This is a genomic window from Chlamydia abortus, assembly GCF_002895085.1.
GTDB classification, from domain to species: Bacteria; Chlamydiota; Chlamydiia; order Chlamydiales; family Chlamydiaceae; genus Chlamydia; species Chlamydia abortus.
On record NZ_CP024084.1, the window covers coordinates 894946 to 919097 of the forward strand.

The window sequence follows — 24152 nt, forward strand, 5'->3', positions numbered from 1 at the left end:
GGTAAATTTTTATGTCACTAGACAACAATAATTTCCGGGCAGCTTTTGCATACCCACAACCTGCTTCAGCACTGCACGGAACCTCTCTAATAAAAACCGTTAATCAAAAGATTTCTTTCCTATCCATATTTAATGCGTTAGGAAATAAAATCGGTTCTTGTCTTTGTTTGCATCCAGAGCCTGATTCTAAAGCCGGATGGGTCTTTACCTTTGTTTTATCTGCTATTATTACAGTTCTGCTCTGTATTATTCTTCTCCCTGTGAAGTTAATCCTTCTAGGATTAAGTTGCTGCCCCTGCTTATCTAAACCTACCACAGGGGTGGAGGCACCTGAAGTGCCATCTTCTTCAAGACCTCCAATTCCCCCAGCAGGAGAGGCGGGTGCTTTTTCTCAACCTCCTGTAGGATTAGATCCATCTAGATTTTCGCCGGATTCGTTTATTCCTGCGCCTCCACTCAGTCCAACCTCAATGCCATCCGCAGGAGGCGTAGTGTCTCCAGGAATGACCCTTAGAGAGTTCTTGCAAACAAACTACCCTACAGTCGACTTAAACACCGTTACCCTAGACAGTTTAGGAATTCCCCTTTTATTAACATTAGACGATCTCCCTGAAGGAACTACTCTTCTTGATCTTCCCATGTCTCTACTTTTCGAAGAAGGTAATCGCGACCTATCTCAACTCCCCCTATTCCAAAGCCATACGGCTGACTCGTCTCCTATATCTTTAACTGGTTCTTTATCTTCACTTCTAGCACCCTTAGAAGAAGATCTAGAAGATTCTCAAGATCAGGGTGGCAGAACTACTGCACCAACTTCTCTAATTGTGGATACACCTGCAGCCATTCCTGCTGTAGAAGTTAACCAACAACTCTCTAGTAGAGAATTGTTAAATAGTTTGTATCCCAATATGGATCACACAAGATTCATGAACAGTGCGCGTGTAAACCTAAGACTTCAAGGCATTCCTGGACCTCTCAGTGACGATGATGTTCTTAATCTTCCTGCAATCATTGCCTTCCCCGATCTAGTTGCTGGACAGCCCGCGCGTCCTACCTCCTTAACTCTCACTGACACACCAGCATCCCTGGCTTCTGTACAAGAAGAACCTACTGCGCCCCCGCCTAGTGAAGAATTAATTTCTCCTAGTGACCCCCGATATACTTTCCTACAGAACCACTTTCCTGAACTAGAACCTGAATACTACAGCAGACACATTAGTTTACTAGCTTCACTTTCTGGTGTGGACGAAGGAAGCTTCAATCTTCTTGAATTACCTTTGGAAGCATTTATTTATACGCAACCTATTCTAGATTACGAGCCGATTCCTTCAGAGCATTTGCAAGAAAGATTAGGAGAGGTCTCTCCCGAAGAAGATGTACGAAGAAATAACGAGTTTATTGATAATCTCCTAGAAAATACACCCTATCGCTGGACTTTTCTAAATCGACTAAGAAGCAATATTACTAACTCTACTCAAAGTGCAGACTTGCGTAGACAGTGGTTCTCAATAATAGACATGATCGTTAATAAGAGCAGTCCGGAACTTGAAATCGAAGATATCAGCAATACTGCTCGTGCATACCTGTTCAGAATTCATAATATTTTAAAAAATCCTGAGATTCCTACTGAAAGAAAATCAGAGATGTTAAAATACATAGCCTCTCATTATGATCCGAATTCTGTGGCAATGTGTTTAGCAGCCATGCAACAAGAAATCGCTTTACAAAATGAGATAACCCCTGAGTTAGCTAGTGTCGAGGCAGAGATGGGAGCCAATGGCGTCAGCTCATCTATTAGTCAAATTCTTCCTCCTCTAGCCTCTCAAGCCACTCCTCAAGAAGTAGACGGATACATCCAACTGTTAAAAAGCCTTCTATCAGGCCCTATGCTCACAAATGAGGATAACATCCACTTGGCTCCAGCTAATGATATCTATCTAGAGTCATTGATGAGAGATGTACCCAACAGTTGGGGACCCATCCATCGACCACTACAAAATCGCATCAGACGACTTCTAGAGGCTGAGGACAACCGTATTCTTCAACAAGTACAAAACCGCGCAACTCAAACTGCACGATTGGCACAGAACCAACGGATACGCGATAATTGGAATAGCATATTGCTTGCTCTATCCGATGGTAGAGAGGGATCAGTTGCTTCCGACGAGGCCCAAGCTCTTTCCCGCTCTACAATGTATCAAGTGCTTCAACTTATCGATAATCCTAACATACCGCACGACAAAAAATTCTCAGTTATCAGCAACGTAGCCTCATACAGTGATCGGTGTCCTCCCACTTGGGTCCGAGTTGCCGGCCAGGAGTTACAAGCTATCTTTAATACTAACGATGAGACAGCAAATATTGTGCTTGTTTGGGCGCAAATATTTAAGGAAGGGCTTTTATCAGAAATTTTCAGAAACCAACGAGAATGGCATATGATGACAGCCTTTAAGATCATTCGCGGTTCTGAATTGGGATTAGACAATGTGGGTATTATTCTAGACCCGTATACAACCGCGCTAACTGGTCGTCACTACACTAATCAGCATAACCAATATTTCGCACAATTCCTAAATGTTTACCGAAATAGTGGTAACAACTTGATTAATTCTGCTCTAGAACAGTCTCTTGGAGGTTCTGAAGATCAGATACAAGCTCTAACCAATACGATCTTAGCAGACTTAACAGCTGCAGGTATTCCTGAAGCACATCGCGCTCAAATTATGGAGGAAATCTTCTTCCCGGAAGAAAATGACTACAAACCTTCGAGAGAAGCTATCTGTTATTTACTACTTAAAGAAGGTGTGATTATGACTCAAGACCACAACCAGTAAATATGAAAATCGTTCAATACATATCTTCTTGAAGCTAAGGCAACATAGCCCCACAGTTGTGTTGCCTCTATCTTTTAACCGAAACAAAAAATAACACTATTGTATATCCTAGAAAAATATAATCCCGCTATTGTGGCTCATATGTTCTCAACTCACGTTTAAAATCTACAATACAGAGCCGTTATTCTCTTGGCTTGAATCGCCGAAGTTCCTTCTTTAAGGCCGATCCCGAGTGGATGATCCATGTATTTGAATTAATATTTAAAACTAGAGTTAAAGTACTTCACTAACAAAGTTTGGGTTAGCATCAAATTAATCGATAATAGGGTATTAAAAACCTTAAATTATTTTTAACATTTAGAGAATACCCCCTATGAGCGTGTTCCTTAACCCAAGCAACTCACAGCCGACACCATCTGATCCTCCTCCCCTATCGTGTTGCCAACATATCACTTCTTACATAAAAGAGGTGAACTACTGTTCCTTATTCTCAACCATCTTCTCAAAAATCATCTCCACTGAGGATCTCGAACACATAGAATCTTTCTTGGGTTACCTCGCTATTACCCTAGCCTGCCTTACCTCTGCCCTGATTTCTCTAGTACTTTACGTACTACTGATTCCAGTGAAATTCGTGGTTGCTGCGATCACGCTTCCCTACTGTGGACATACCCAGGAAACCTCTTTACTTCCCGACCCTCCCAAGGTTCTTCTACCCTTAACGGAAACCCAAGAGGCTTTTGTTGAAGAAGTAAAACGATCTATGCTCGGAAATCTAACCCATGCATTTGAAATAAATATATCCGAGGATATCTTATCCCTAGCTCCTATACCTTCGCCATTTTTAACTTCATTAGAGACAGCATCTTGTGAAAGAATTTCGTGTAACTACAAAAAGTTAATACGACTAATTCATCACTTGCATTGCTGGGATTCTGGTTGGGAGACCATCATGGATTATCTTACTATTGAATTATCCGAAGATCCTTCTCATCCCGATGCTGAGACATTTCCTATCATGATGCACCACCTTATTCTAGCTCTGGAAGATCGCACGATTTCCAAAGAGAAAAAACGCTCTGCTCTTAATGAAATTTCTTCGTATGCAAATATGTGCCGACCGACTTGGGGTGAAACAATTTTCAGGTCTATCAATCATCTGTATAATACAAGAAATTCTGGAAGAGATCAGATACTCTTGTGGCTGCAAATGTTTAAAGAACACTTGCTCACACAACAACAACTCGTTGCACATGAAGAGGAATGGCATCAAATTAATGGCTTAAAACATATCTATGGGAAACAACTTGGCTTAGCCACTCATCATCTAAATCAGAATCTTGCTGGTCTAACCCTAAGACAAACCTCGTTGCTGCCTCAGAATATAGAAAAATACAAGGCTCTTAAACATAGTTTCGAACAAGCCTATACAGCATCGTATTCTCCACTTGTATCCTATCTACACAATGCATTTATAACATCAACACCAGAAATACAAGCGTACATTTATAACTACCTACTGGATATAGTAGCCAACACGATCAATCTTCCTGAAACAGGAGCTCACATTGATGTTGTACTTGAGTGTTTCTATAATGAAAATTATGAACTCAAACCCGAAGGAATCATCTACCTACTCTACATCATGGACATCATAATTCCTCAGAGCACCTAGAACAGTCAGACTAAACAATAAAAAAAGCGCTGTGAGAGATTTCACAACGCTTTTTTGCTTTTACAGATCTTAAACAATACGCCTTAGAAGATCAAACGCATACCACAATTCAAATCATAGGCTATAGTATGCTCTCTCCATTCATAGGTAAATCCTAAGAAAGTACTGAAATATGAATTCCACTCTGTATCATTACTAAACTGAGCTTTCATAGATTTTCTAGCAAGATTGGAACCAACGCCATTCCATGAATAAGAAGCTTCTGGCAAATGAATAAGAACATTAGGTTCCTGACGATAAACATCAATAGCATAAGAAAAACTCACGCTATTCACCTCTGAACGCTGCCCTCGAGAATAGTTATGTTCTAAGGTTACACCGAAGGGGATGGCTACATTCTGCAAATGTCCCTCGTCAAATGTTCTTGCCTCACTACCTATCTCTGTAAATTTAGGAAAATTCACATAGACGTATTCCGCTTCCACGAAGGGTACAACCGCAGAAACAATAGAAGAAATCAACCTACGTGAGTTTACAATATAACGATAATCTACGTGAGCATCTGCCAAGATACCACGACTATCCCAAGATCCTTTGGATCCACCTAAATTCGGCTGAGGATATTGCGTATTTAAGTCGTTATGCATGTTGCTATAAATCAACATACCCTTAAATAACCACGACCCAGTGAAGATACCCAAGTATCCTGAACCTAAATAACCACTTTGATCACTACGTGATGAATAAGATTGACTATCGGTGTAACCGAAGAATTGCGCAAAGCTTCCTCCAATTAAGAAGTCCTCTATTAATTGAGTATCCAATCCTAAAGCATAGCCACCGGCACGGTGAGTAAAGCCATCCACCTTACCAATTGTTGCACAATTAGTGAAAGTTCCCATCCCAGATCCCCAGATATTAGTTGAGAAATCTAACTCCATTCTTTGTGCGGTAATATTGTGAGCCAACTGTTGTTGTTTTAAAGATCGTAAGTCTCCACAATGCCCCCATAAGGAATTTAATACGATAGCCCCACTCTTCTCAGGATTTAACTTATAACTCGTGGGCTTCCAATTGATCATCAATTTTCCATCGACTACTTGTGGATCAGACCACCTGCCCATATGTCCATAAGTGTCTTCTGTTATTGTTGGAACAGAAACTTTCACACGTAATTCTTCTAAAGCGTGATCCAGATCAGGAGTATCTAATACCGAGGAAGCACTCTTAAACGAAAGTAAAGTAATATCCGTTTCCTTACCTAGTAAAGCATGGTTTTCATAACCGGCACCTACTGAATCTAAAAGATTTAAATCTAGAGACCCTGAACCAATTGTCATGCCCTTAGGCACAATAATCTGAGGAGGTACAGGCGTCTCGTCATCACTGGAAACAAATGAAGCTAGGTCAATTCCAATAGAATTGATATCTGCCAAAGTCTTGTTTTCCGGCTGTTTAACAGACTCGTGAGCACTATAATACACGTTAGATGTAGGGCTTTCTATCTTCTCAGTAGGCTTTGCATTCGGATCAAAAATACGCAAAACTGTTCCTGCAGAAAGTAAGATCTCACTACCTTTTTCTTGTTTTAAGCCGCATAGCCATAACTGAGCTTTATTAGATAACATCAGAGTTCCTGATTCTAACAAAGCGACCTGAGGGATTTTAGATGTGGCATGAGAAAAACGCACATTTCCAGAATGGGTAATTTCTGCATCATCTTTAGCTTTAGAATTAAATATCAACGTAGGATCATTTAACGCATCCTCATGATCTTTTGTGCCCTTTCTTAAGGTCAAATCTTCAAAAACAATAGCGTCGGAAAAAATCACAGAAGTCTCTCCAGCAGCGGAAACCTCCACTAATTTCGACTCTTTTCCTGAAAAGTACATCCCATTGGAGACATCTTCAGAATTCCTATTGCCTTGGAAAACTATATCCCCTCCTAAAGCCTGTAAAACCACGCTGCCTTTTTCACTAATACGAACAGCTCCCCCTGTAGGAGCATAGTTATTATAAAAAGCTACGGAACCTTCATTGTTCTTAATGATCAGGTCTTGAGTGTGAATGGCGCCACCACCGAATAAATTATGCTCAGGGTGTTTAGAAGCCGTAGTACTATTTCCTGAAAAAATCACATCTCCGGTATTCTCGGTAATCACGACTTTTGTATTATCGCTCTCTACTTTAGCGGCAAAACGCTCTTGAGATTCGGTTGAGGTTAATGAACCTGTTAAAATGGCCCCACCAAAACATCCTGCAGAGTTTCCTGAGAAAAGCACTTTATTGTCATTGCCTCGGATAACTACTGATGTCTTAGCAAAAATCGCTCCTCCTCCGCTATGATGCCCTTCTGAATTGATCTGTCCTTTCTCAAGATTTTCAATATAAGGATCCCCAAAAACAAAGTTATCCTTAAACTCCACTTTCCCTAGGTTTTGAGAAATAGATACAGCGCCTGCGGCACTTGCTAGTGCTCCACCAGCAGCAATTGTTCTATTTCCAACAAAAGATACAGTAGATTCATTATTCTCAATACGTAATGTATCCCCTAAAGCGCAAACAGCACCACCAAGAAATTTCGCACAGTTACGAGTGAACTGAACTTTCCCGTTGTGGGCAATGGCAACCTCCTTAGATAGAATCGCTCCTCCACTACTATTTCCCCCAGAAACTCGGTTATTGCTAAAGGCAAGATCTACGTTATTTTTCAAACCAACAGAATCAAGCCCAAACAAAGCTCCTCCTCCTAAAGGATTTTCTTTTTGCGCCTGGTTATCTCTAATTTCCATAGAGTTTTCAGAGAACGACACGAATGCAGAGTTATCTTCTACACTTATACTCTTAGCAAAAATCGCTCCACCACCACGAACCCCTAAATTTACTGGTGTAGAAGATTCTATAGGAGCATTCGAGGTACTGGATTCTTCGGCAGGTGTTGGAGATAAAGGCAAAGGAAGAATTTGCCCTTTATTGTAAGAGAAGGTGACTTCTCCTGAGTTCCCGGACAGTGTAACCACCTCATGAGCAAAAATCGCTCCGCCACCAATGTGTGTACTAGAAGATTCACATTGACCCGCTTGATTCTTAGAAAAAGTAATCACTCCGATGTTTCCAGAAATTAACACATTGGATCCATAAAGGGCCCCACCACCGAGATAGCTATGAGTCTCTTGAGAATCTAAAAGGTTCGCATTAGATGTAAAGTGAACCTCTCCAACATTATCGACGATTTTAATATCACCAGATCCAATGCGTGGCTCTTGAGCATCTGTATCAGGTTGCGCAGGAAGTAAACAATAAATAGCCCCACCACCGAACTTAGAGGTATTACCTTCAAAGGTAACGTTTCCAAAATTTTGATCAATTTCCACTTGATGCTGAGAACTAATCGCACCACCAGTGACTTCGGCTGTATTTTCCTTAAACAAAGAACTGCCAACGTTCTCTACGATTCTTACCTCTCTAGATAAAAGAGCTCCTCCACGGCACTTCGCAGTGTTTTTAGAACACAGTATTCCATGATTATTTAGAAAACTAATTCTCTCTCCAGCAGCTAAAGCTCCTCCTCCCAAGAACAGAGAACCTTCAGAAGAAGCTAAGGCCTGATTATTTAGAAACTCTATGGATCCCAAATTTCCGCAAAAATCCATAGATTTTGAAGAAGATACAGCGCCTCCAGATAAAGCATAATTATCTAGGTAATGGATATCACTATGGTTTACAGAACAAATAAAATTGCCACAAGCTACAGCGCCACCGTTAGCCTTGTCAGCATGGTTCCCACTTAAGAGAACAGACCCCTGATTATCTAAAAATACAACGTCTCCACTAGCAAATCGAGACTTATGCACTGGATGTACTTGATTAGCGTTAAAAGCACCGCCCCCTAAGGAAAAATCCGAACTCTCTCCAGAAGTAGGTTTAAGCTCTACATCTGTCTTAGAATTCGCTATTGTAAGAGCATGACAACCATGTATAGCGATACTACGTCCAGAAACAGCTCCACCACCTGCTTGAGACTCACAACCATCAAAAACGAGTTTTTCCTTAAAGCTTTCGAACAGGACATCTTCTTCAGAATACACAGCTGCTCCTGCAGCTGTAGATTTTAAGTTAGTGAAAGATAGGCCCGATTTCATTCTTGTTCCCTTTAGGGCTATACCTAAAAATCCAGGAGTATTTGCGTCTAAAAGATGCTCTGGTGCGTTTTTATAGCAGAATGCTAATCCCTGCTGGAGATCCTCTACAGCGTATTGTGGAGAGGTTTTTCCTTTCTCCGCTTCAGCATTTGTAGACCTAGTATCTAGATTTTCCCAAGATAAAACATTGCATGTTTGAAATATAGTGCTCGTATTTTCTAAATGTTGTCTCTGTTCATCCTCTGCAACTAGAACTTTGTACACACATGTAGATGTATTATCTAAAAGAGAAGTCTCTTGATCCGTTTCTCCTTTTTTAGGTCCTTGCGCATGGATAGGTTTTTCTTTCTTAAAAATACCTGCAGAAGGCACTTCTAATTCTGCTTTAGGCATAGAAAGCGTATCGAGAATCACCTCTGAAGCTGGTACATAACCATATAATTTATCATTATTGGTGATCATCCCAGTGGAAACTAATATTGCTAAAACTACGGAGTGAGAAAATGTAGACTTTTGAAACCTGGATACCTTTTTTTCGATCATCGTAAACCTAATTCAGAGATGTTTCAGTATTCGTTTTCAAAAGGTTTACACTATCAACACGATCCCGTCAATAAAGAAAGATCGCAAATGGGTAAACGCAAAAACTAAGAGAGACTAGATAAAATCCGCTCACAGACACGTGCTCGAACTAAATCTATAGATCCAGAAATTCCGTTAAACAAAGACCGGCCACAAGCCTTCCCGTGGCATTTTATGACAAGTTTCGATAGCCCACATACCATCGAACCGGGATAAATCGTATAGTCCAATTGACGTTTCACATCAGACTCTAATTTATCCCCTAGAATATGACTGAGAAAATCAAAAACGCCTTCTGCTGTCTTCAGAAAGATGTTTCCTGTAAACCCATCTGAAACAACAACATCGACACTACCACTGAAGACATCACCACTTTCAATGTTCCCTAGAAAGGCATGCTGAAAGGTTTCTCTCAACAAGCGAAATGTCAATCTGTGTGCTTCCGTCCCCTTACGTTCTTCTGAACCAATATTTAATAAACCTACGGTCGGATGCTCTGTATCCCCAAGACATTGCTTGTAAGCCAACCCCATACGAGCGAAACCTAACATCTCTTCAGGATTCACAGAGACATTAGCACCAACGTCTAATATAACCGCACATCCGCGCATAGTAGGAACACGAACAAGTAAAGCAGGACGACGAACTGTAGGGAACATAGGAATTTTTGTTCGTGATAAGGTAATCAATGCCGCAGTGTTTCCTGTGGAAATCAATGCGTCTATCTTATCCTCTTTGAGATAGTCTAAACCCAGAGCCATGGATGAAGACTTTTTGCGAATAGCCGACAAGGGAGAATCTTCCATAGTGATAAAGCTTTCTGAAGCTATTACCTCTGGGTATCCCTTATAAGTACTATGACTGAGTATCTGCTCTTTCACTTCATGAGAAGCAAAAGCAGTAAAAGAAATGTGCGAGTTCGAAGCTCTAGAGTTGAGTACATCGATTAGCACTTCCCAAATAACGAGAGGAGAGTGGTCTCCTCCCATCAGATCTATGCCAATTTGCACGTTCATAGCACAAATATTTTGTTATTTCTTTTCTACAGTCATAACGGCTTTCCCGTTATAAAAACCACAAGAAGTACAGACTGTATGAGGAATAAAAGCTTGCTTGCAGTTGTTACAGACAGCCGCATGACGTGCTTGTTTTGCATGATGACTTCTTCGGATATTTTTTCGCGCATTGCTATGTCGATTGCGTGGTACTGCCATATCTCTCACCTTTTATAAATTATCGAAAGGGGTTTCCCCTTTGATTTTCTTTCTATCTTCTAAAAATTGTACGATATTTCCTCTTTCAGGGCAGCCTTCTTTATTACATTCTTGAAAATGGTCGCTCTCTAGGAGGAGTTCTTGCCTAATTAAATCTTTGCAATCAAATACACCCGATTTCGCATCTTCATGGCAAATCAGGTGAGATACATCCATTAAATGCACAGAGTATAGAAAACTTTTGTCACAAATACAACAACGTAACCCTAAGTCGGTAGCGATATTTAAAGACAAAATCCATTGTTCGTTATCTATTTTTTCTAAGCTTCCGGATACATCAATGGTGCTGGAAAACAGTTCTTCTTCACCAGATTCACGTATACTTGCTGGGCTTAAAGAATATTTTATTACCTCTTTTTCTCCGGGAAGTTTGAGTCGGCAAATATATAATTTTAGATCGTCTATGTTTCCCATAAGAAAAAATCTCAAAGCGATGTTTAAAGCTTCTGCGAGTTTGAAGACAGGAGTTTACCAAACAAGGTAATTATAGAAAACAAAGACATGCTTTAAATCTATTGAGACAATAAATAAAACTATCATTTTAAATTAAAAGAATCAATAAACCATTTCTGTAGAATTTTTTACCTAATTTTTTTATAATTTTTCTCTCAGCAAGTAGACAAATATCTAGGAAGTTTAAGACTACGCCTCTACAAACAAACCTATTCCTGAATTATGTCCCAGAAAAAAGCAGGGAAATACGGATTAGGCATCAAGGAAGACCATGGAAAACGACATCTTATTAAATATAGAGTCCAAAGAAATTCGCTACGCTCATTTAAAAAACGGCCAGCTTTTTGACCTCATCATTGAAAGAAAAAAAATTCGCCAGCTCAAGGGCAACATCTATCGGGGTCGCGTAACTAATATCTTAAGAAACATTCAATCCGCATTCATCAATATTGATGAAAGAGAAAACGGCTTCATTCACATTTCCGACGTATTGGAGAACTCTAAGAAGTTTGAACAAATGTTTGATATGGATTTCGATGTTCTCCACCAAGAAAACAATGAAAAGCCAGAAGCTCCTATAGAAGAGTTATTGAAATTAGACAGTCCTGTACTCGTTCAAGTAGTGAAAGAACCTATAGGCACTAAAGGGGCACGTCTCACCTCTAACATTTCTATTCCTGGACGTTATTTAGTTTTACTTCCTAACTCCCCTCATCGTGGTGTATCTAGAAAAATAGAAGATCCGCATATGAGGGATCAATTGAAACAGCTCATCCGCTCCTTTGAAATGCCTCAGGATATGGGTTTAATTTGTCGAACGGCGAGTGTCCTCGCTTCTACAGATGCGTTAATCAATGAGGCTCACGACTTACTTGCAACATGGAAGGGTATCCTGGAGAAATTCCATTCTACCGATCAGCCCTGTCTACTTTATGAAGAGACTGATATCTTAAAAAAGGCTGTTATCACCTGTATAGATAAGAATTATAAACGCTTATTGATAGATGATTACTCTACCTATCAAAAATGTAAGCGTATGCTCAAAAAATATTCCCCTAATTCTTCTGTAAAGATTGAATACTATCGTGATTCTATCCCTATGTTCGAACGTTTTAACATTGAAAAAGAGATAGATAAAGCAACGAAAAGGAAAATCTGGCTTTCAAGCGGTGGTTATCTATTTTTCGATAAAACAGAAGCGATGCATACAATTGACGTTAACTCAGGTAGAAGCACGCAATTAGAAAGTGGTGTTGAAGAAACTCTGGTACAAATCAATCTAGAGGCTGCTGAGGAAATTGCTAGACAACTCCGCTTACGTAATGTTGGGGGCTTAGTCATTATTGATTTCATAGATATGAAGTCACGGAAAAACCAACGTCGTGTTTTAGAACGCTTAAAAGAACATATGAAATACGATGCTGCTCGCTGTACGATTTTAAGTATGAGTGAATTTGGTCTTGTTGAGATGACCCGTCAGAGAAATCGCGAATCTTTAATGCAGACACTGTTCACTACGTGTCCTTACTGTAGTGGGAATGCGATTATCAAAACCCCGGAAAGCGTGGTGATTGAAATTGAACGCGATCTCAAAAAAGTCATCAATCATAAGGAGCACACCCACCTGTGTTTAGTTGTGCATCCTGAAATTGCCAGTTTTATGAAACAAGAACAAGATGATGATGAACTCATCCGATTGGCTAAACATTTAAAAGCGAAATTACAAATCAATACCTCAGACTCGCTTCACCTCAATCACTACCAATTCTTTTCATTAGTTACAGGAGAGAGTATTGAATTATAGGCATGGTTATGCATTTTTCTACCTATTTACTAGAAGCCTTTGGCAACCAATCCTTACCTGAGTCCTTGTATCAGAAGTTTCAGATTTATCATCAAAACTATATCGATGCAGCGACGAGGAAATGTTCTTTAGAAAAGGCAGAAGAATTGTGTTTACAATGGTTAAAAATTGTCATCGAAGATCTCAAAGAGCCATTTGTTTTCCCTCCGTACCATAAGAAAATCCGTTCACCGGTAGACCTATTTGATTTCGGCAAACAATTTTTTTCAGTACTTGTAGATGATGAGCAATCTAAAATTCATAACCTTCATCATTTGGATCACATTCAAGAATTCATCGAGTGTAAAGATAACGTAATTTTGCTTGCCAATCATCAAACAGAATGCGATCCCCAACTGATGTATTATGCCTTAGGGAAGACCCACCCTGAACTTCTAGAAAACATGATTTTTGTTGCAGGAGATCGTGTAACTTCCGATCCTTTAGCACGTCCTTTTAGTATGGGCTGTGATTTATTATGCATTTACTCCAAACGCCATATCAACAACCCTCCGGAGCAAAAAGAAGAGAAGCTTCATCATAACCAGAAAAGCATGAAAACATTGAAAACTCTACTCCATGAAGGAGGCAAATTTATTTATGTAGCCCCTGCAGGAGGTAGAGATAGGAAAACGAAAGACAATCTTCTTTATCCTGCAGAATTTCAACCTGAAAGTATAGAAATGTTTCGATTACTCACCAAGGCATCAGGGAGACCTTCTCATTTCTATCCATTTGCATTAAAAACTTATGACATTCTTCCACCTCCACCAACAGTAGAAGATACTATTGGAGAATACAGAGCCATTTTCTTTGCTCCGATTCGTTTTAGCTTTGGTGAAGAGATTTTATTAGACCAATTATGCTCTGAAGACGAGCTTAGCCAAAGTGATAAGCATAGCCAACGAGCCTTGAGATCAAAAAAAGCATTTTCTATTCTAACACAGTTGTACGAGGAATTATAAGAATGAAGTGGAAGGCACTATTCGTTACTTTACTTATATCTATAGCAGTAACGTCATGCAAACAATCTTCCAAGATCCTTCCTGATCATTGTCCCCTAAAAGTTTGTACCCCTTCCATAGCCAATCAAAGAACAGCAAAAATCATCTGTCCCAACGGACTGCAGTTGCTCATCATTTCCCATCCAGGGATTTCTAACTCAGGAGCTGCTTTAGCAGTGAAAACGGGGAACTCCTCAGATCCACAGGATTTTCCTGGGCTAGCACATTTAACTGAGCACTGTGTCTTTCTAGGAAATGCCAAATATCCTGATACCGACGGGTTTTCTCATTTCCTAAGTAACAACAATGGCGTATACAACGCCTATACGAGTTCCTATACAACACGCTTCCTATTTTCTATAAAAAACTCAGCATTTATTGAAGCGATTGATCAATTTGTGCATTTATTTATCCACCCTCTTTTCCGTCAGGAGGATATTGACAGAGAGAAACATGCCGTACACCAGGAATTTTCCATGCATCTCAATCAGGATCTTCGTCGTGTACACCGCATTCAACAACTTATTGCGCCTAAAGGACATCCTCTACAAAGATTTGTGTGTGGCAATGCTTCCACGTTAGCGCAAGTTCAAGCTCAGGACATGCATCAATGGTTTCATCAGCATTATCACCCTGAAAATATGATAGCAGTCATCCACACAGCAGAAACTCTAGAAAAGGCTATCAAAATCTTTCCCAAAATTTTTGCGCAAATTCCTTCTAAGAAAAATCCTCGACATCCCACGTTATCTTCTGTTGATGACTATCTCTCATCGGGGAAACTTTACATAAATGCTGCGGTGGAGCCTACAGCAAGTATGCAGGTCTACTGGCATCTCTATACTACCTCTCAAGCTCCCATAGGCTGTTATGCCGCCCTTTCCTATATCTTAAAGCACGAAGCAACTGATAGTCTTGTCTATCTATTAAAAAAGGAAAAACTCATTACAGAGTTGGATTCTGGATTTTATAAAACCTCAGACAATACAGTGAATTTCACAATATACTATCAGCTCACGGAGAAAGGAGAACGAGAATACTCTAGGGTACTACTCCACACTTTTGCCTACTTACATCAAATCCAAAAGCAGGGTATTCCTGAACACTGTCTAAAAGACATAACTACTATGAATACTCTAGAGTATTGCTATAGCTCGAACACTAATCTTTTCACAACTCTTTGGGAACAAATCTCCGATCTTATTGACGAAGATATAACCACATATCCCTATCACTCTCTTGTTTATCCCGAATATTCCTCTGAAGAAGAGCACAGCATTTTAAAAACGCTTTCAGACCCTAGCCAAGCACGTTATGTGTTATCAACAAACCATCCTGCACATTGGCAAGAAGCCCTACAACACCATGATAGGATTTTTGATATGGTCTATTATGAAAAATCCTTACCGGATCTACAAGCCTATCAAGAAGCGGATGCACAAGGGCGTATGGCTTTGCCGCAACCGAACATGTATATTCCGAAAAATATTGAAGTTGCAAACGTATCTAAAACAGATATGGAAGGATTTCCTTTCTTACCTAGATTAGCTTATCAAGATCAGGGTCTTACCTTCTACTATTGCGAGGACAACTTTTATACCACACCTAAGCTCACGATAAATTTACGAATACGCTCTCCCAAGATTTCCAGAAAGAATCTCCGCTCTTTAATCGCGATAGATTTATGTTCTCTTGCTATTAACGAAACTCTTGTTAAACAATACTACCTAGCAGCTCAAGCTGGTCTGTCTTTCTCTACTTCTTTACGTGGAGACGGGTTGAATTTAGAAATTACTGGGTACACGACTACGATCCCTATCTTACTGAAGTCTATTTTATCTTCTTTCACACCTTCTATAGATAAAGACAAGTTTGATATGCAGAAGCAACAACTTCTAGAAATATATCAGAGGAAGATTTCAGAATGCCCTATACGTGCTGGGGTGGATCAACTGTGGTCTTATACACTTCACGATGTGTACTCTTATCAAGACAAGCTTGCCTCTCTAAAAACCATGGATTTTGAAGAGGTAGACAACTTTGTAAAAAATCTATTTGACCGACTACATGTTGATACTTTAGTTCTTGGGCCGCCATCACAACAACAAGAACAGGAACTCATATCTATAGTTAAGGATTTTGTTTCTTGCTATCCACAATATGATGCTGGCTGTTTTTACTATCAAAGGCAGGAGCAAGAAATCTCTGATATAAACATAGATTATCCTTTGTTAGGCAACGCTATGTTGTTAGTTCTTCAAGATAGACATTCCTCTTCCATGGATCATGTCGTTGCTACAGAAATGATGTTTACATGGCTACATCACATAGCCTTCTCTCATTTACGTACAGAACAACAATTAGGTTACGTTGTAGGGGCGTCTTACCACGAACCTCTACTATGCCCTTCAGGGATACTGTACATCCGTTCTAATGCTTATACTCCTCAAGAATTGGTCATGAAAACAAAGGCGTTCATCCAAAATGTTGCTGCCTCTGTGGAAGACTTTGGTATGTCAGAGTCATATTTTTCTGATTTAAAAGATGCCTATATAAAAAATATCACTCATCCTACCTGTACGTTAGAATCTATGGGGTCGACATTATTTTCGTTAGCCTTTGAAAAAGCGTCTGTACGATTTTCCCTACCTAACGAAAAAATTGCTGCTGCTAAAAATATGAACTACGCGGATTTTAAGGTTTACTGCCAGGAATTTCTCAATCAGAAATTAGGATCAGAAATTCCTGTATATATTCATGGAAAAGAGAGTTAGATGTTTATCTAAAGAAACAATATACAAATTCAGGAATATCTCTTAAAAACCAGAAAGTGATTAAAGAAATAATAGACGGTCCTAGGGCAAATAGGAATAGCCACCCTAAAGATAATGATGACGATGAAAATGAAGGTCGTAGAATAAGATAGCCCACGATATTTGGCATATTAGAAACAATCGTCAATCCGCCTGCAGACATGCATCCAGCGATCACGAGGTACAGGAAACAATCTGTAGCCACGGGAAGATTGTGGACAAGGTAATTCACTAAGGCATTATCTAAGAATATGGATAAGGTATATGAAGTGATCATATAACCGAAATCTGACATTCTATGCATGAGCTCTAACACCCACCACTCTTGGAGCTCTCCAAAAATCACCAGACCTGCATAAAACAATCCTACGAAGCATACCTTAGAAAGGTTGATCGCATGTTGATAGAAAATGGTAAATTTCTGGAATCCCAAATAGAAGATTAAGATAGCTGCCATTAGCAGTGGCACGGATCTGGCGAGAATAACAGAGCCCACAAGGATGATATGCACACAAATAATCCATTTGGGCACACGTTCATTCATCATAGAGGGATTTCTCACGACCTTAGGGAAGTTATTAAATTCCTTTCTGAAAATGAGATAGTAGATCGTTGTCGACAATAGGATAACGATGATCGCTTTCCAACAGAAATATTTTAGAATAAAGCTATTTCCCCATTTCACTGAGGGTAAAATAATAAACAAAGCTCTAGAAGATAATGCTGAAGTTAATCCTCCGATAGAGATGTTAGCAAATAACAATCCCATTGTTGCATAAGCAAAACGTGGAGATGGAGAAAACTTGTAAAAATTCCTAACTAGCAAAGTCGCAGCAATAATCATCGCTCCCGTCTCTTTCAGAAGGGCAGAAGACAACGGTGAGGCAATCATTAAAGTCCACCACCAACACCGTGGGGATTGCTTACCTATTTTTGCAATGTTTGAGAAAACACGTTCTGAGAAGTATACGATAGGTCGGGACTCGAGAAGAATGAGCATAATCACAATAAACAGGGAAAATACGTAATTCCTGCTATTGAAATAACTCATAGTGACTCTATACCCTTCGGAATAGAGAAACCATAAAAATAGTGGAGCTGCCCAGAGAACGAAAATAAGCTCTACTCTACTCACTAATCGGTAAAATTCACTCAGCCAAAGGTATTTCTTCCACCTTTCTGGGAATACCATTTTTTTATGCTGATAAAGTTGACATTGTCTGAACAACCAAGGCGTAAGAAATGTATGCAATATAGAGAAGAAAAAAAGCAGAGCGGCTCCTGTCTTCAACGACGAAGAATACTGAGGTAAAATCATAAACAACCTAGGAGACGACAATTCTTATAATTATCCATAGGGATATTTTGAGTAAAAATAAAGACTCAAAAACATTTTCCTAACTAAGGGAGTCAGTAATTAAAAAATCACTTCCTTTTGAAAATAGAATGTGGGAAAGAAATTGTAAAAAATTTTTTATTTCTATAAGTAAGAGAAAGAGATGAGGGTCTGATTATGACACATACAATTACACTATTGACTACTGACAACAATACTGAAGAGCTTAAACAAGCGCTTGAAAGGATTACCACAGCTTATTCATGTGTTTTTGGATCTTCACATGAACAAGAAAATGCTGATCAAAATTACGAAGTTTGCCAAGCGGAAAGCACTCTTTCTGTTGAGGCCAATAAAATAGTTTCCGTTGCTGAAGGCGCCTTATTGTCTTGTTGTTGCAAGTAGATTATCACCATGCTCGAACCATCCATTGTATTTGCGTAGGCTATTTACGAGTAAACCTTGGCTATTATGGATCGTTGCATGAAGAGCTTTAGCTGTGGAGGGATCTGTTTCGATTTCCCTGGAATAACTTACGAATAGCGTTGCCCCGGCTCCAGACATACGCACGTGAGCATTAAAAGGACTCCATATCCTTTTTAGCATGTGTTTTTTCTCTTCAAGGTCCTTGCGAAAACGAAACACGGATTGTTCTAAATCATTGTTTCTCGCGTATAAAGACAAGCATTCTTCTCTTTTAGAGAAATCTTCGGGGCGTACGTACGAAAAAGCGTCTTTAGTCAAGACAGGTTGATCTGAGAAATATAGGACGTACCTTTCATCACGATGATCATTATCGTAGGAAAGGATTTCCTCGCCGCATCCTATGCCTAAAGCCGATCCCAATGAGAAGAACAGAGGGACATCCATTCCGATCTTTTTCCCTAATTCTTGCAGAACATCATTAGATAGTTGCGTTTGGAAATGTTGATTTAAAGCGTAGAGCGCTGTAGCAGCATTGCTACTGCCGCCTCCTATACCAGATCCTATAGGAATACACTTATACAACCGCCAAGCCACAGGACTGTAGATTTGGGTATAGTCTCTGAAAACCTGGATACTTTTCCATATGAGATTTTGAGGCGTATTTAATTCTGGTAGATTACAAATAAGAGAATCTTCACTACTACTCTCTAAACTCAGTCTATCTCCAAAATCGATGACTTGATATAGGGTAGTCATCTCGTGAAAGCCATGAGATGTTTTGCCGTGAAGCTTTAAAAAGAGATTGAGTTTTGCTGGAGAGAAAAGATCCATAAAACCTATTTTTATATAGGCGAGGAGCAGACTCCCCACCTTGCCTAATTTAATTCTTCAGCAGCTGTCTGTTCTTGAGACGGTTGAGGATTAAGAACGGCAACATACGAACTCTCAGAAGACACTTCAACTATTAAAGTGGCAGTTACGTCTTCTTTTAGTTTTAAAGGCACACTTTTCTTTCCAAGATTTTTAATCGCGTAATGAGCGTGAGGGAAATTCTTACGTGTAAGAACAATATTTTTCTTAGCTGCCTCGGCAATAATATCACTTACTGTGACGGAACCATACATATTGTTATCTGGATCTACACGGACCTGAAACTCAAGAACGATATCTTTAAGAATTTGTGCTAATTTTTCAGATTCTTCTCTATCTGCCGCTGCACGGAGCAATCGTTCTTCTTTCAATTTAGCCTGCAACCTTAAGGTTCCAGCTCCTGCTATAACAGCTTTCTGTTTAGGCAGAAGATAGTTACGAACATATCCAGGACGTGCAGTTACAATATCGCCACTACGGCCTAAACCCTCAACATCCTCTAGTAAAAGTAGTTGTTGTTTCATTTTGTCTCTTTTCCTCTAAATTAATCTTCTCCTACAAAAGGTAGAAACCCTATATGACGCGCTCTCTTAATAGCTAGGGTAAGAATACCTTGAAAGCGGGAAGAGACACCTGTAATTCTTCTAGGTAAGATCTTACCTTTTTCCGTGATAAATTTTTTTAAAGTTTCCGTATCTTTGTAATCGATTGTTTTCCAACCTGCGGAAACAAAAGGGCATTTCTTATTAAAACGCTTCCTTCTGTGTTCATTATTATGAACAGGCTTATTCATATTTTCTCCTTAAACAATTATTCTGGTAATGATGCGAATTCTAAAACTTCTTTGACTGCATCAGTTTTAAGGGTTAAGAATCTGAGAAGATCTTCATTGAGATGATACTCTTTCCATAACTCGGCTATCACTCCGGGAACTACTGTAAAATAAATAAGATAGTAGTAACCTTCTCTAGCTCCACGAATAGTATACGCTAATTTTTTGCGTCCTTGGTCATGAATTTTTAGAATTTCTCCACCATAATTTGTGATGCCTGAAGTTACCTTCTCCAAAGCCTTGCGTCTAGCTTCCTCACTGAGAGTCACACTAAACACATACGCCCCTTCGTACAGTTGGGTTGTTTTTTCTTTCATTAAAAACTCCTAAACATAGCTAGAGTAGTTTATTTCCCTAAGATATCCCCGTCTACAAAAATTACTTAAGGGATCTCCTAGGCTGTTTGAGTCCCAGAACACCATTGAGAAAATAACGCACTGGCCTCGATAAATACGGATTGTATTCCAATCTGTTCTTCTTCAGTAAACTGCCCAAGAACAAAGTCCGACAACTCTACATTTTCTCTTTGAGGTCGACCTATACCCAAACGCAACTGCCAATAGTCATTCGAACCTAGGCTTTGTGTGATACTTTTTATCCCTTTGTGACCGCCTCCTCCAGCACTTTGGCGAAGACGCACGTTACCGAATGGTTGGTTCACATCATCAGCGATAACTAAAATACGGTCTGTTGCAATATTATAATATCCCTTAACTGCTAAAACAGCCTTACCACTTAAATTAACATAGGTCCTAGGCTTTATAAAAACCATAGACCCTTGGGACGATTCTACCTTGGCAATATCAGAAAATAATTTCGGAGCTTCTTTAAAATGTACTCCGGGGAACTGTTGAACTAGCCTATCTACACACAGGAACCCTACATTATGTCGCGTCCATACATATTGACGCCCCGGATTCCCTATGGCAACCACCAGACTCGTCATAAATTAAATTATCTTCTTGATACTGTTACCGCAACTTCCTTCAGAGGAGTAATAGGTCGAAGCCCGGCAGGAATTTGAATATCCGAAAGCTTTCTTGTCTGAGACAATCCTAGTGAGCGGACATCCAATTCTAAGTAGGGAACAATATCTTTAGGTTTACATACGACACGTAAAGCACGGATGACTTGTCTTAAAGATCCGCCTAATTTTACGCCAACACAATCCACGGCATTAATACAGCGAATTGGAATCTTTAATTTCACATCACGATCTTCTATAAGTTCTTCAAAATCTAGGTGGATCACTCTATATGAGGTCACATGATATTGAATATCTTTAACTAGGGCCTTAATCGTACGACCTTCGTAAGATAAAGAAAAAATTGTAGAAGATAGCGCACCGCTTTCTAGGCTAGATAAAAATTTGCTAAACACGTGAGCATCAACAACAATATTTGCCAGGCTCTTTCCGCCAGAGTAAATAACAGCAGGGATACCTCCTGTTTGACGAATTTTTTTAAGCAAAGATTTTTTATCAGTCTCGCGACTTGTAACTACGAGCTCCATAATGTGCTATTCTCCATAATCTTGAGCTAAAAGAATCCTCTGCAAAAACACCTCTTCCCAGAGCTAAAACATGCTTTCCCAGGGACCATTGACTGTCATGTCTAGAACATATATCTGAACAGTTTTCGAGGCAAAATTATAGCCCTATCTCGGAAAAAGTCAATCTTTTCCCTAAAATGAAGTTTTCCTTAACAGAACGAGAAACTATGTTGAGGGGAATAAAAAAAAGAAATAACAGAAACCTTGGGGTGAAAGGATTCGAACCTCCGATGCACGGTACCAAAAACCGCTGCCTTACCGCTTGGCTACACCCCAGCATAAGGTTATAGTTTATCTAATCTTAAGTTTTTGAAAATAGGAAAATTACAAAGTGACTAAGAATTTCGCCACAACATCAAGTGGTTATGGCGAAAAATCGCCCTTTTCGTCTTGTGATTTTTGTTCTTAGCTTGCTATGACGCATAGATAAGCTATAAAAAGAGAAAGCCATGAAAATCATACAAGCTTCTGTAGAATGTGCTCCTTTTATTAAAGCTGGTGGGCTGGGAGATGTTGTTTATAGTTTATCGAAAGCCTTATCTATCCACCATGACGTTGAAATCCTACTCCCCTTCTATCCTCTTCTATTCCCTGCGTTTTCTTCTCAAGTGCTTGATGAGCACGTTTTCGCTTATAACTTTTTAGGAAGACAAAATGCGACCGCCACCTCTTATAGATATGAGGGAATGACTCTTACTGTAATTACACTGGACTCACAATTGGAGCTTTTCTCAACGTCGACTATCTACACCGAAGATGACACGCTACGTTTCAGTGCTTTTTCTGCTGCTGCTGCTGCCTATATTCAAAAATTGGATAAAGTGGATGTTGTGCATATGCATGACTGGCACGTAGGACTTTTAGCTGGGCTATTAAAAGAACCTCATCTTCCTAGCTATCCAAAAAGAATTTTTACAATTCACAACTTTAGTTATCGAGGCTACTGCAGTACACAATTGCTTGGAGCATCTGAAATTAGTGATTTCGGGTTAAGCAATTACCAATTATTTAGGGATCCGAGCACGAGTGTCTTACTCAAAGGAGCCTTATATTGTTCTGATTACATTACTACTGTATCTCCTTCATATGCCCAGGATATACTCAATGATTATTCGGATTATGAAATACACGATGCCATCATGTCTCGACGTCATGTTTTCTGTGGTATTTTGAATGGTATAGATGAAAATATTTGGAATCCAGAAACAGATCCGGCTTTAGCTGTACGTTATGGTACGCATTTACTTAAGTCTCCTGATGTCCTATTTACCAAGAAAGAAGAAAACAAAATTGCCCTGTATGAGAAATTAGGGTTGTCTCTTGAATACTCGCCTTTAATGTGTGTGATCTCAAGGATCGTGGAACAAAAAGGTCCTGAGTTTATGAAAGCAGCTATTCTTCATGCTATGGAAAATAGTTATGCTTTAGTCATTGCAGGCACATGCTATGATCAAGAAACTCAAAGACAATTTACCAATTTACAAGAATCTTTAACGACTTCACCGAATATTCGAATTATTTTGGATTATAATGATCCCCTAGTACGCTTGATTTATGGCGCTGCGGATATGATCTGCATTCCTTCACATTTTGAACCTTGTGGACTTACACAGCTGATTGGAATGCGTTATGGAACCGTGCCTCTAGTTCGCTCTACTGGGGGTCTTGCGGATACCGTTGCTGCGGGGGTCAATGGTTTTACTTTTTCCCATACGGATAACTTCAATGACTTCTTTCATATGTTATCCCAAGCAGTTTCTACCTATAGGCACGAACCTGACGTGTGGTTTCAACTTGTTGAAGAGGGGATGTTACGCCCATCAGGACTAACAACCATGGCTGCTCATTACTTAGGGGTCTATAATTCCTTGTTGTGATCGTTTGCCTTAGACTTTGCCCTTTGTAGCACATGATTCTTATTCACCCAAAAGTACTCGGCTCCTGAACATACGGAATAGATAGCTACTATAAACCCAACCACCGAAGCAAAAAGCTCTAGTTCTCTCTCAGAAATCATTCCCAGCGAATGCGGGATCATAGCGAGCAAAATCAATAAAAAGCTTACACCCTGTAAAATCGCCTTTAATTTCCCACTCGCTCTAGCGGCCAGTACAACCCCGCGGAAAGCGCATACAGTACGTAATGTACTAATTACAGAGTCTCTAGCGAGAAAAATGAACACGAGAATTAAGGGGAAATTTACCGGAGGTTGAGTGAATGTGAGATATAGAGAAATGCGATAAATACTATCGGCCATAGGATCAAGAAGCTTGCCCAAATCAGTAACTTGAGAAAACTTTCTAGCTATATAGCCATCGATCGCATCGGTAAGCTCCGAGAGGCCTAAAAGAGCGAGTAAAACATAGGGAAGAACCACAGGGGTAATCCCCAGCCACTTTCCCTTAAGATAGAGGAGCATAAAAATTGGTGTTATAAATAGCCGGGAAAAAGTTAGATAATTAGGTAGTCCCACCCCATACCTCTATCAAAAAATTGCTTAAACGAGAACCTCAGCAC

The 24152-nt window shown here is 39.6% G+C and carries 19 protein-coding genes and 1 tRNA gene; 7 read left to right on the forward strand and 13 right to left on the reverse strand.

The features are described 5' to 3' along the window. Positions 1–11 precede the first annotated feature (11 nt). Together CHAB577_RS04055 and CHAB577_RS04060 are read left to right on the forward strand one after the other, a co-directional pair. A complete protein-coding gene (locus CHAB577_RS04055) occupies positions 12–2834 on the forward strand; it encodes a DUF1539 domain-containing protein (RefSeq protein ID WP_011097325.1) in 2823 nt (940 codons plus the stop codon). A 373-nt stretch (positions 2835–3207) separates the two neighbouring features. Then, positions 3208–4509, forward strand: coding sequence for a DUF1548 domain-containing protein (locus CHAB577_RS04060; RefSeq protein WP_072667783.1), 1302 nt, complete (start codon positions 3208–3210; stop codon positions 4507–4509). A gap of 83 nt (positions 4510–4592) precedes the next feature. Here CHAB577_RS04060 and pmp18D read toward each other — a convergent pair whose 3' ends face one another. The 4 genes from pmp18D to CHAB577_RS04080 all read right to left on the reverse strand — a co-directional run bounded on the left by pmp18D (position 4593) and on the right by CHAB577_RS04080 (position 10921). Further along, positions 4593–9194 carry a polymorphic outer membrane protein Pmp18D gene (gene pmp18D, locus CHAB577_RS04065; protein ID WP_011097327.1) on the reverse strand — a complete coding sequence of 1534 codons (4602 nt, stop codon included), beginning with the start codon at positions 9192–9194 and terminating at the stop codon, positions 4593–4595. Positions 9195–9298: 104 nt separating this feature from the next. After that, positions 9299–10249 carry a phosphate acyltransferase PlsX gene (gene plsX / locus CHAB577_RS04070; RefSeq protein WP_011097328.1) on the reverse strand — a complete coding sequence of 317 codons (951 nt, stop codon included), beginning with the start codon at positions 10247–10249 and terminating at the stop codon, positions 9299–9301. Positions 10250–10264: 15 nt separating this feature from the next. After that, entirely contained in the window at positions 10265–10447 is a 183-nt protein-coding gene (gene rpmF, locus CHAB577_RS04075) for a 50S ribosomal protein L32 (RefSeq protein ID WP_006344383.1), read from the reverse strand. Positions 10448–10459: 12 nt separating this feature from the next. Continuing rightward, entirely contained in the window at positions 10460–10921 is a 462-nt protein-coding gene (locus CHAB577_RS04080; RefSeq protein WP_006344384.1) for a DUF177 domain-containing protein, read from the reverse strand. A 310-nt stretch (positions 10922–11231) separates the two neighbouring features. Here CHAB577_RS04080 and CHAB577_RS04085 point away from each other — a divergent pair, with 310 nt between their 5' ends. Genes CHAB577_RS04085 through CHAB577_RS04095 form a run of 3 tightly spaced genes read left to right on the forward strand, consistent with a single transcriptional unit; the run spans position 11232 to position 16581 of the window. Then, positions 11232–12764: an Rne/Rng family ribonuclease gene (locus CHAB577_RS04085; protein ID WP_011097329.1), complete on the forward strand. Its 1533-nt coding sequence runs from the start codon at positions 11232–11234 to the stop codon at positions 12762–12764. A gap of 8 nt (positions 12765–12772) precedes the next feature. Next, the gene (locus tag CHAB577_RS04090; protein ID WP_035395426.1) at positions 12773–13768 is read left to right on the forward strand and encodes a 1-acyl-sn-glycerol-3-phosphate acyltransferase; all 996 of its coding nucleotides are present in this window, start codon (positions 12773–12775) and stop codon (positions 13766–13768) included. Positions 13769–13770: 2 nt separating this feature from the next. Then, positions 13771–16581 carry an insulinase family protein gene (locus CHAB577_RS04095; RefSeq protein WP_011097330.1) on the forward strand — a complete coding sequence of 937 codons (2811 nt, stop codon included), beginning with the start codon at positions 13771–13773 and terminating at the stop codon, positions 16579–16581. A gap of 4 nt (positions 16582–16585) precedes the next feature. Here the strand turns inward: CHAB577_RS04095 and CHAB577_RS04100 are convergent, their stop codons facing one another. Next, positions 16586–17938 carry a putative Na+/H+ antiporter gene (locus CHAB577_RS04100; protein WP_006344388.1) on the reverse strand — a complete coding sequence of 451 codons (1353 nt, stop codon included), beginning with the start codon at positions 17936–17938 and terminating at the stop codon, positions 16586–16588. A gap of 195 nt (positions 17939–18133) precedes the next feature. Here CHAB577_RS04100 and rbp7 point away from each other — a divergent pair, with 195 nt between their 5' ends. Continuing rightward, positions 18134–18361 (forward strand): reticulate body protein Rbp-7, encoded by a 228-nt coding sequence (gene rbp7 / locus CHAB577_RS04105; RefSeq protein WP_041461346.1) that lies wholly within the window; start codon positions 18134–18136, stop codon positions 18359–18361. Here rbp7 and ispE read toward each other — a convergent pair. From ispE to CHAB577_RS04140, 7 genes are all read right to left on the reverse strand, one after another. Further along, a complete protein-coding gene (ispE, locus tag CHAB577_RS04110) occupies positions 18338–19213 on the reverse strand; it encodes a 4-(cytidine 5'-diphospho)-2-C-methyl-D-erythritol kinase (protein ID WP_011097331.1) in 876 nt (291 codons plus the stop codon). The genes rbp7 and ispE overlap by 24 nt on opposite strands. A 44-nt stretch (positions 19214–19257) precedes the next feature. Next, positions 19258–19776, reverse strand: a complete 519-nt coding sequence (gene rplI / locus CHAB577_RS04115) for a 50S ribosomal protein L9 (protein WP_011097332.1) — start codon at positions 19774–19776, stop codon at positions 19258–19260. A 20-nt stretch (positions 19777–19796) separates the two neighbouring features. Beyond that, on the reverse strand, positions 19797–20045 hold the full coding sequence (gene rpsR, locus CHAB577_RS04120; protein WP_045071955.1) for a 30S ribosomal protein S18: 249 nt from the start codon (positions 20043–20045) through the stop codon (positions 19797–19799). Positions 20046–20062: 17 nt separating this feature from the next. Further along, positions 20063–20401: a 30S ribosomal protein S6 gene (gene rpsF / locus CHAB577_RS04125; protein WP_006343479.1), complete on the reverse strand. Its 339-nt coding sequence runs from the start codon at positions 20399–20401 to the stop codon at positions 20063–20065. A gap of 77 nt (positions 20402–20478) precedes the next feature. After that, on the reverse strand, positions 20479–21030 hold the full coding sequence (pth, locus tag CHAB577_RS04130; RefSeq protein ID WP_006344394.1) for an aminoacyl-tRNA hydrolase: 552 nt from the start codon (positions 21028–21030) through the stop codon (positions 20479–20481). An 8-nt stretch (positions 21031–21038) separates the two neighbouring features. Further along, positions 21039–21596, reverse strand: a complete 558-nt coding sequence (locus CHAB577_RS04135) for a 50S ribosomal protein L25/general stress protein Ctc (protein ID WP_006344395.1) — start codon at positions 21594–21596, stop codon at positions 21039–21041. A 243-nt stretch (positions 21597–21839) separates the two neighbouring features. Beyond that, positions 21840–21911 (reverse strand) — tRNA-Gln (locus CHAB577_RS04140). Positions 21912–22084: 173 nt separating this feature from the next. Between CHAB577_RS04140 and glgA the strand changes: the two genes are divergently transcribed. Then, positions 22085–23512 (forward strand): glycogen synthase GlgA, encoded by a 1428-nt coding sequence (gene glgA / locus CHAB577_RS04145; protein WP_006344396.1) that lies wholly within the window; start codon positions 22085–22087, stop codon positions 23510–23512. Here glgA and pgsA read toward each other — a convergent pair. After that, positions 23494–24108 carry a CDP-diacylglycerol--glycerol-3-phosphate 3-phosphatidyltransferase gene (gene pgsA / locus CHAB577_RS04150; protein WP_006344397.1) on the reverse strand — a complete coding sequence of 205 codons (615 nt, stop codon included), beginning with the start codon at positions 24106–24108 and terminating at the stop codon, positions 23494–23496. The genes glgA and pgsA overlap by 19 nt on opposite strands. Positions 24109–24152: the final 44 nt, after the last annotated feature.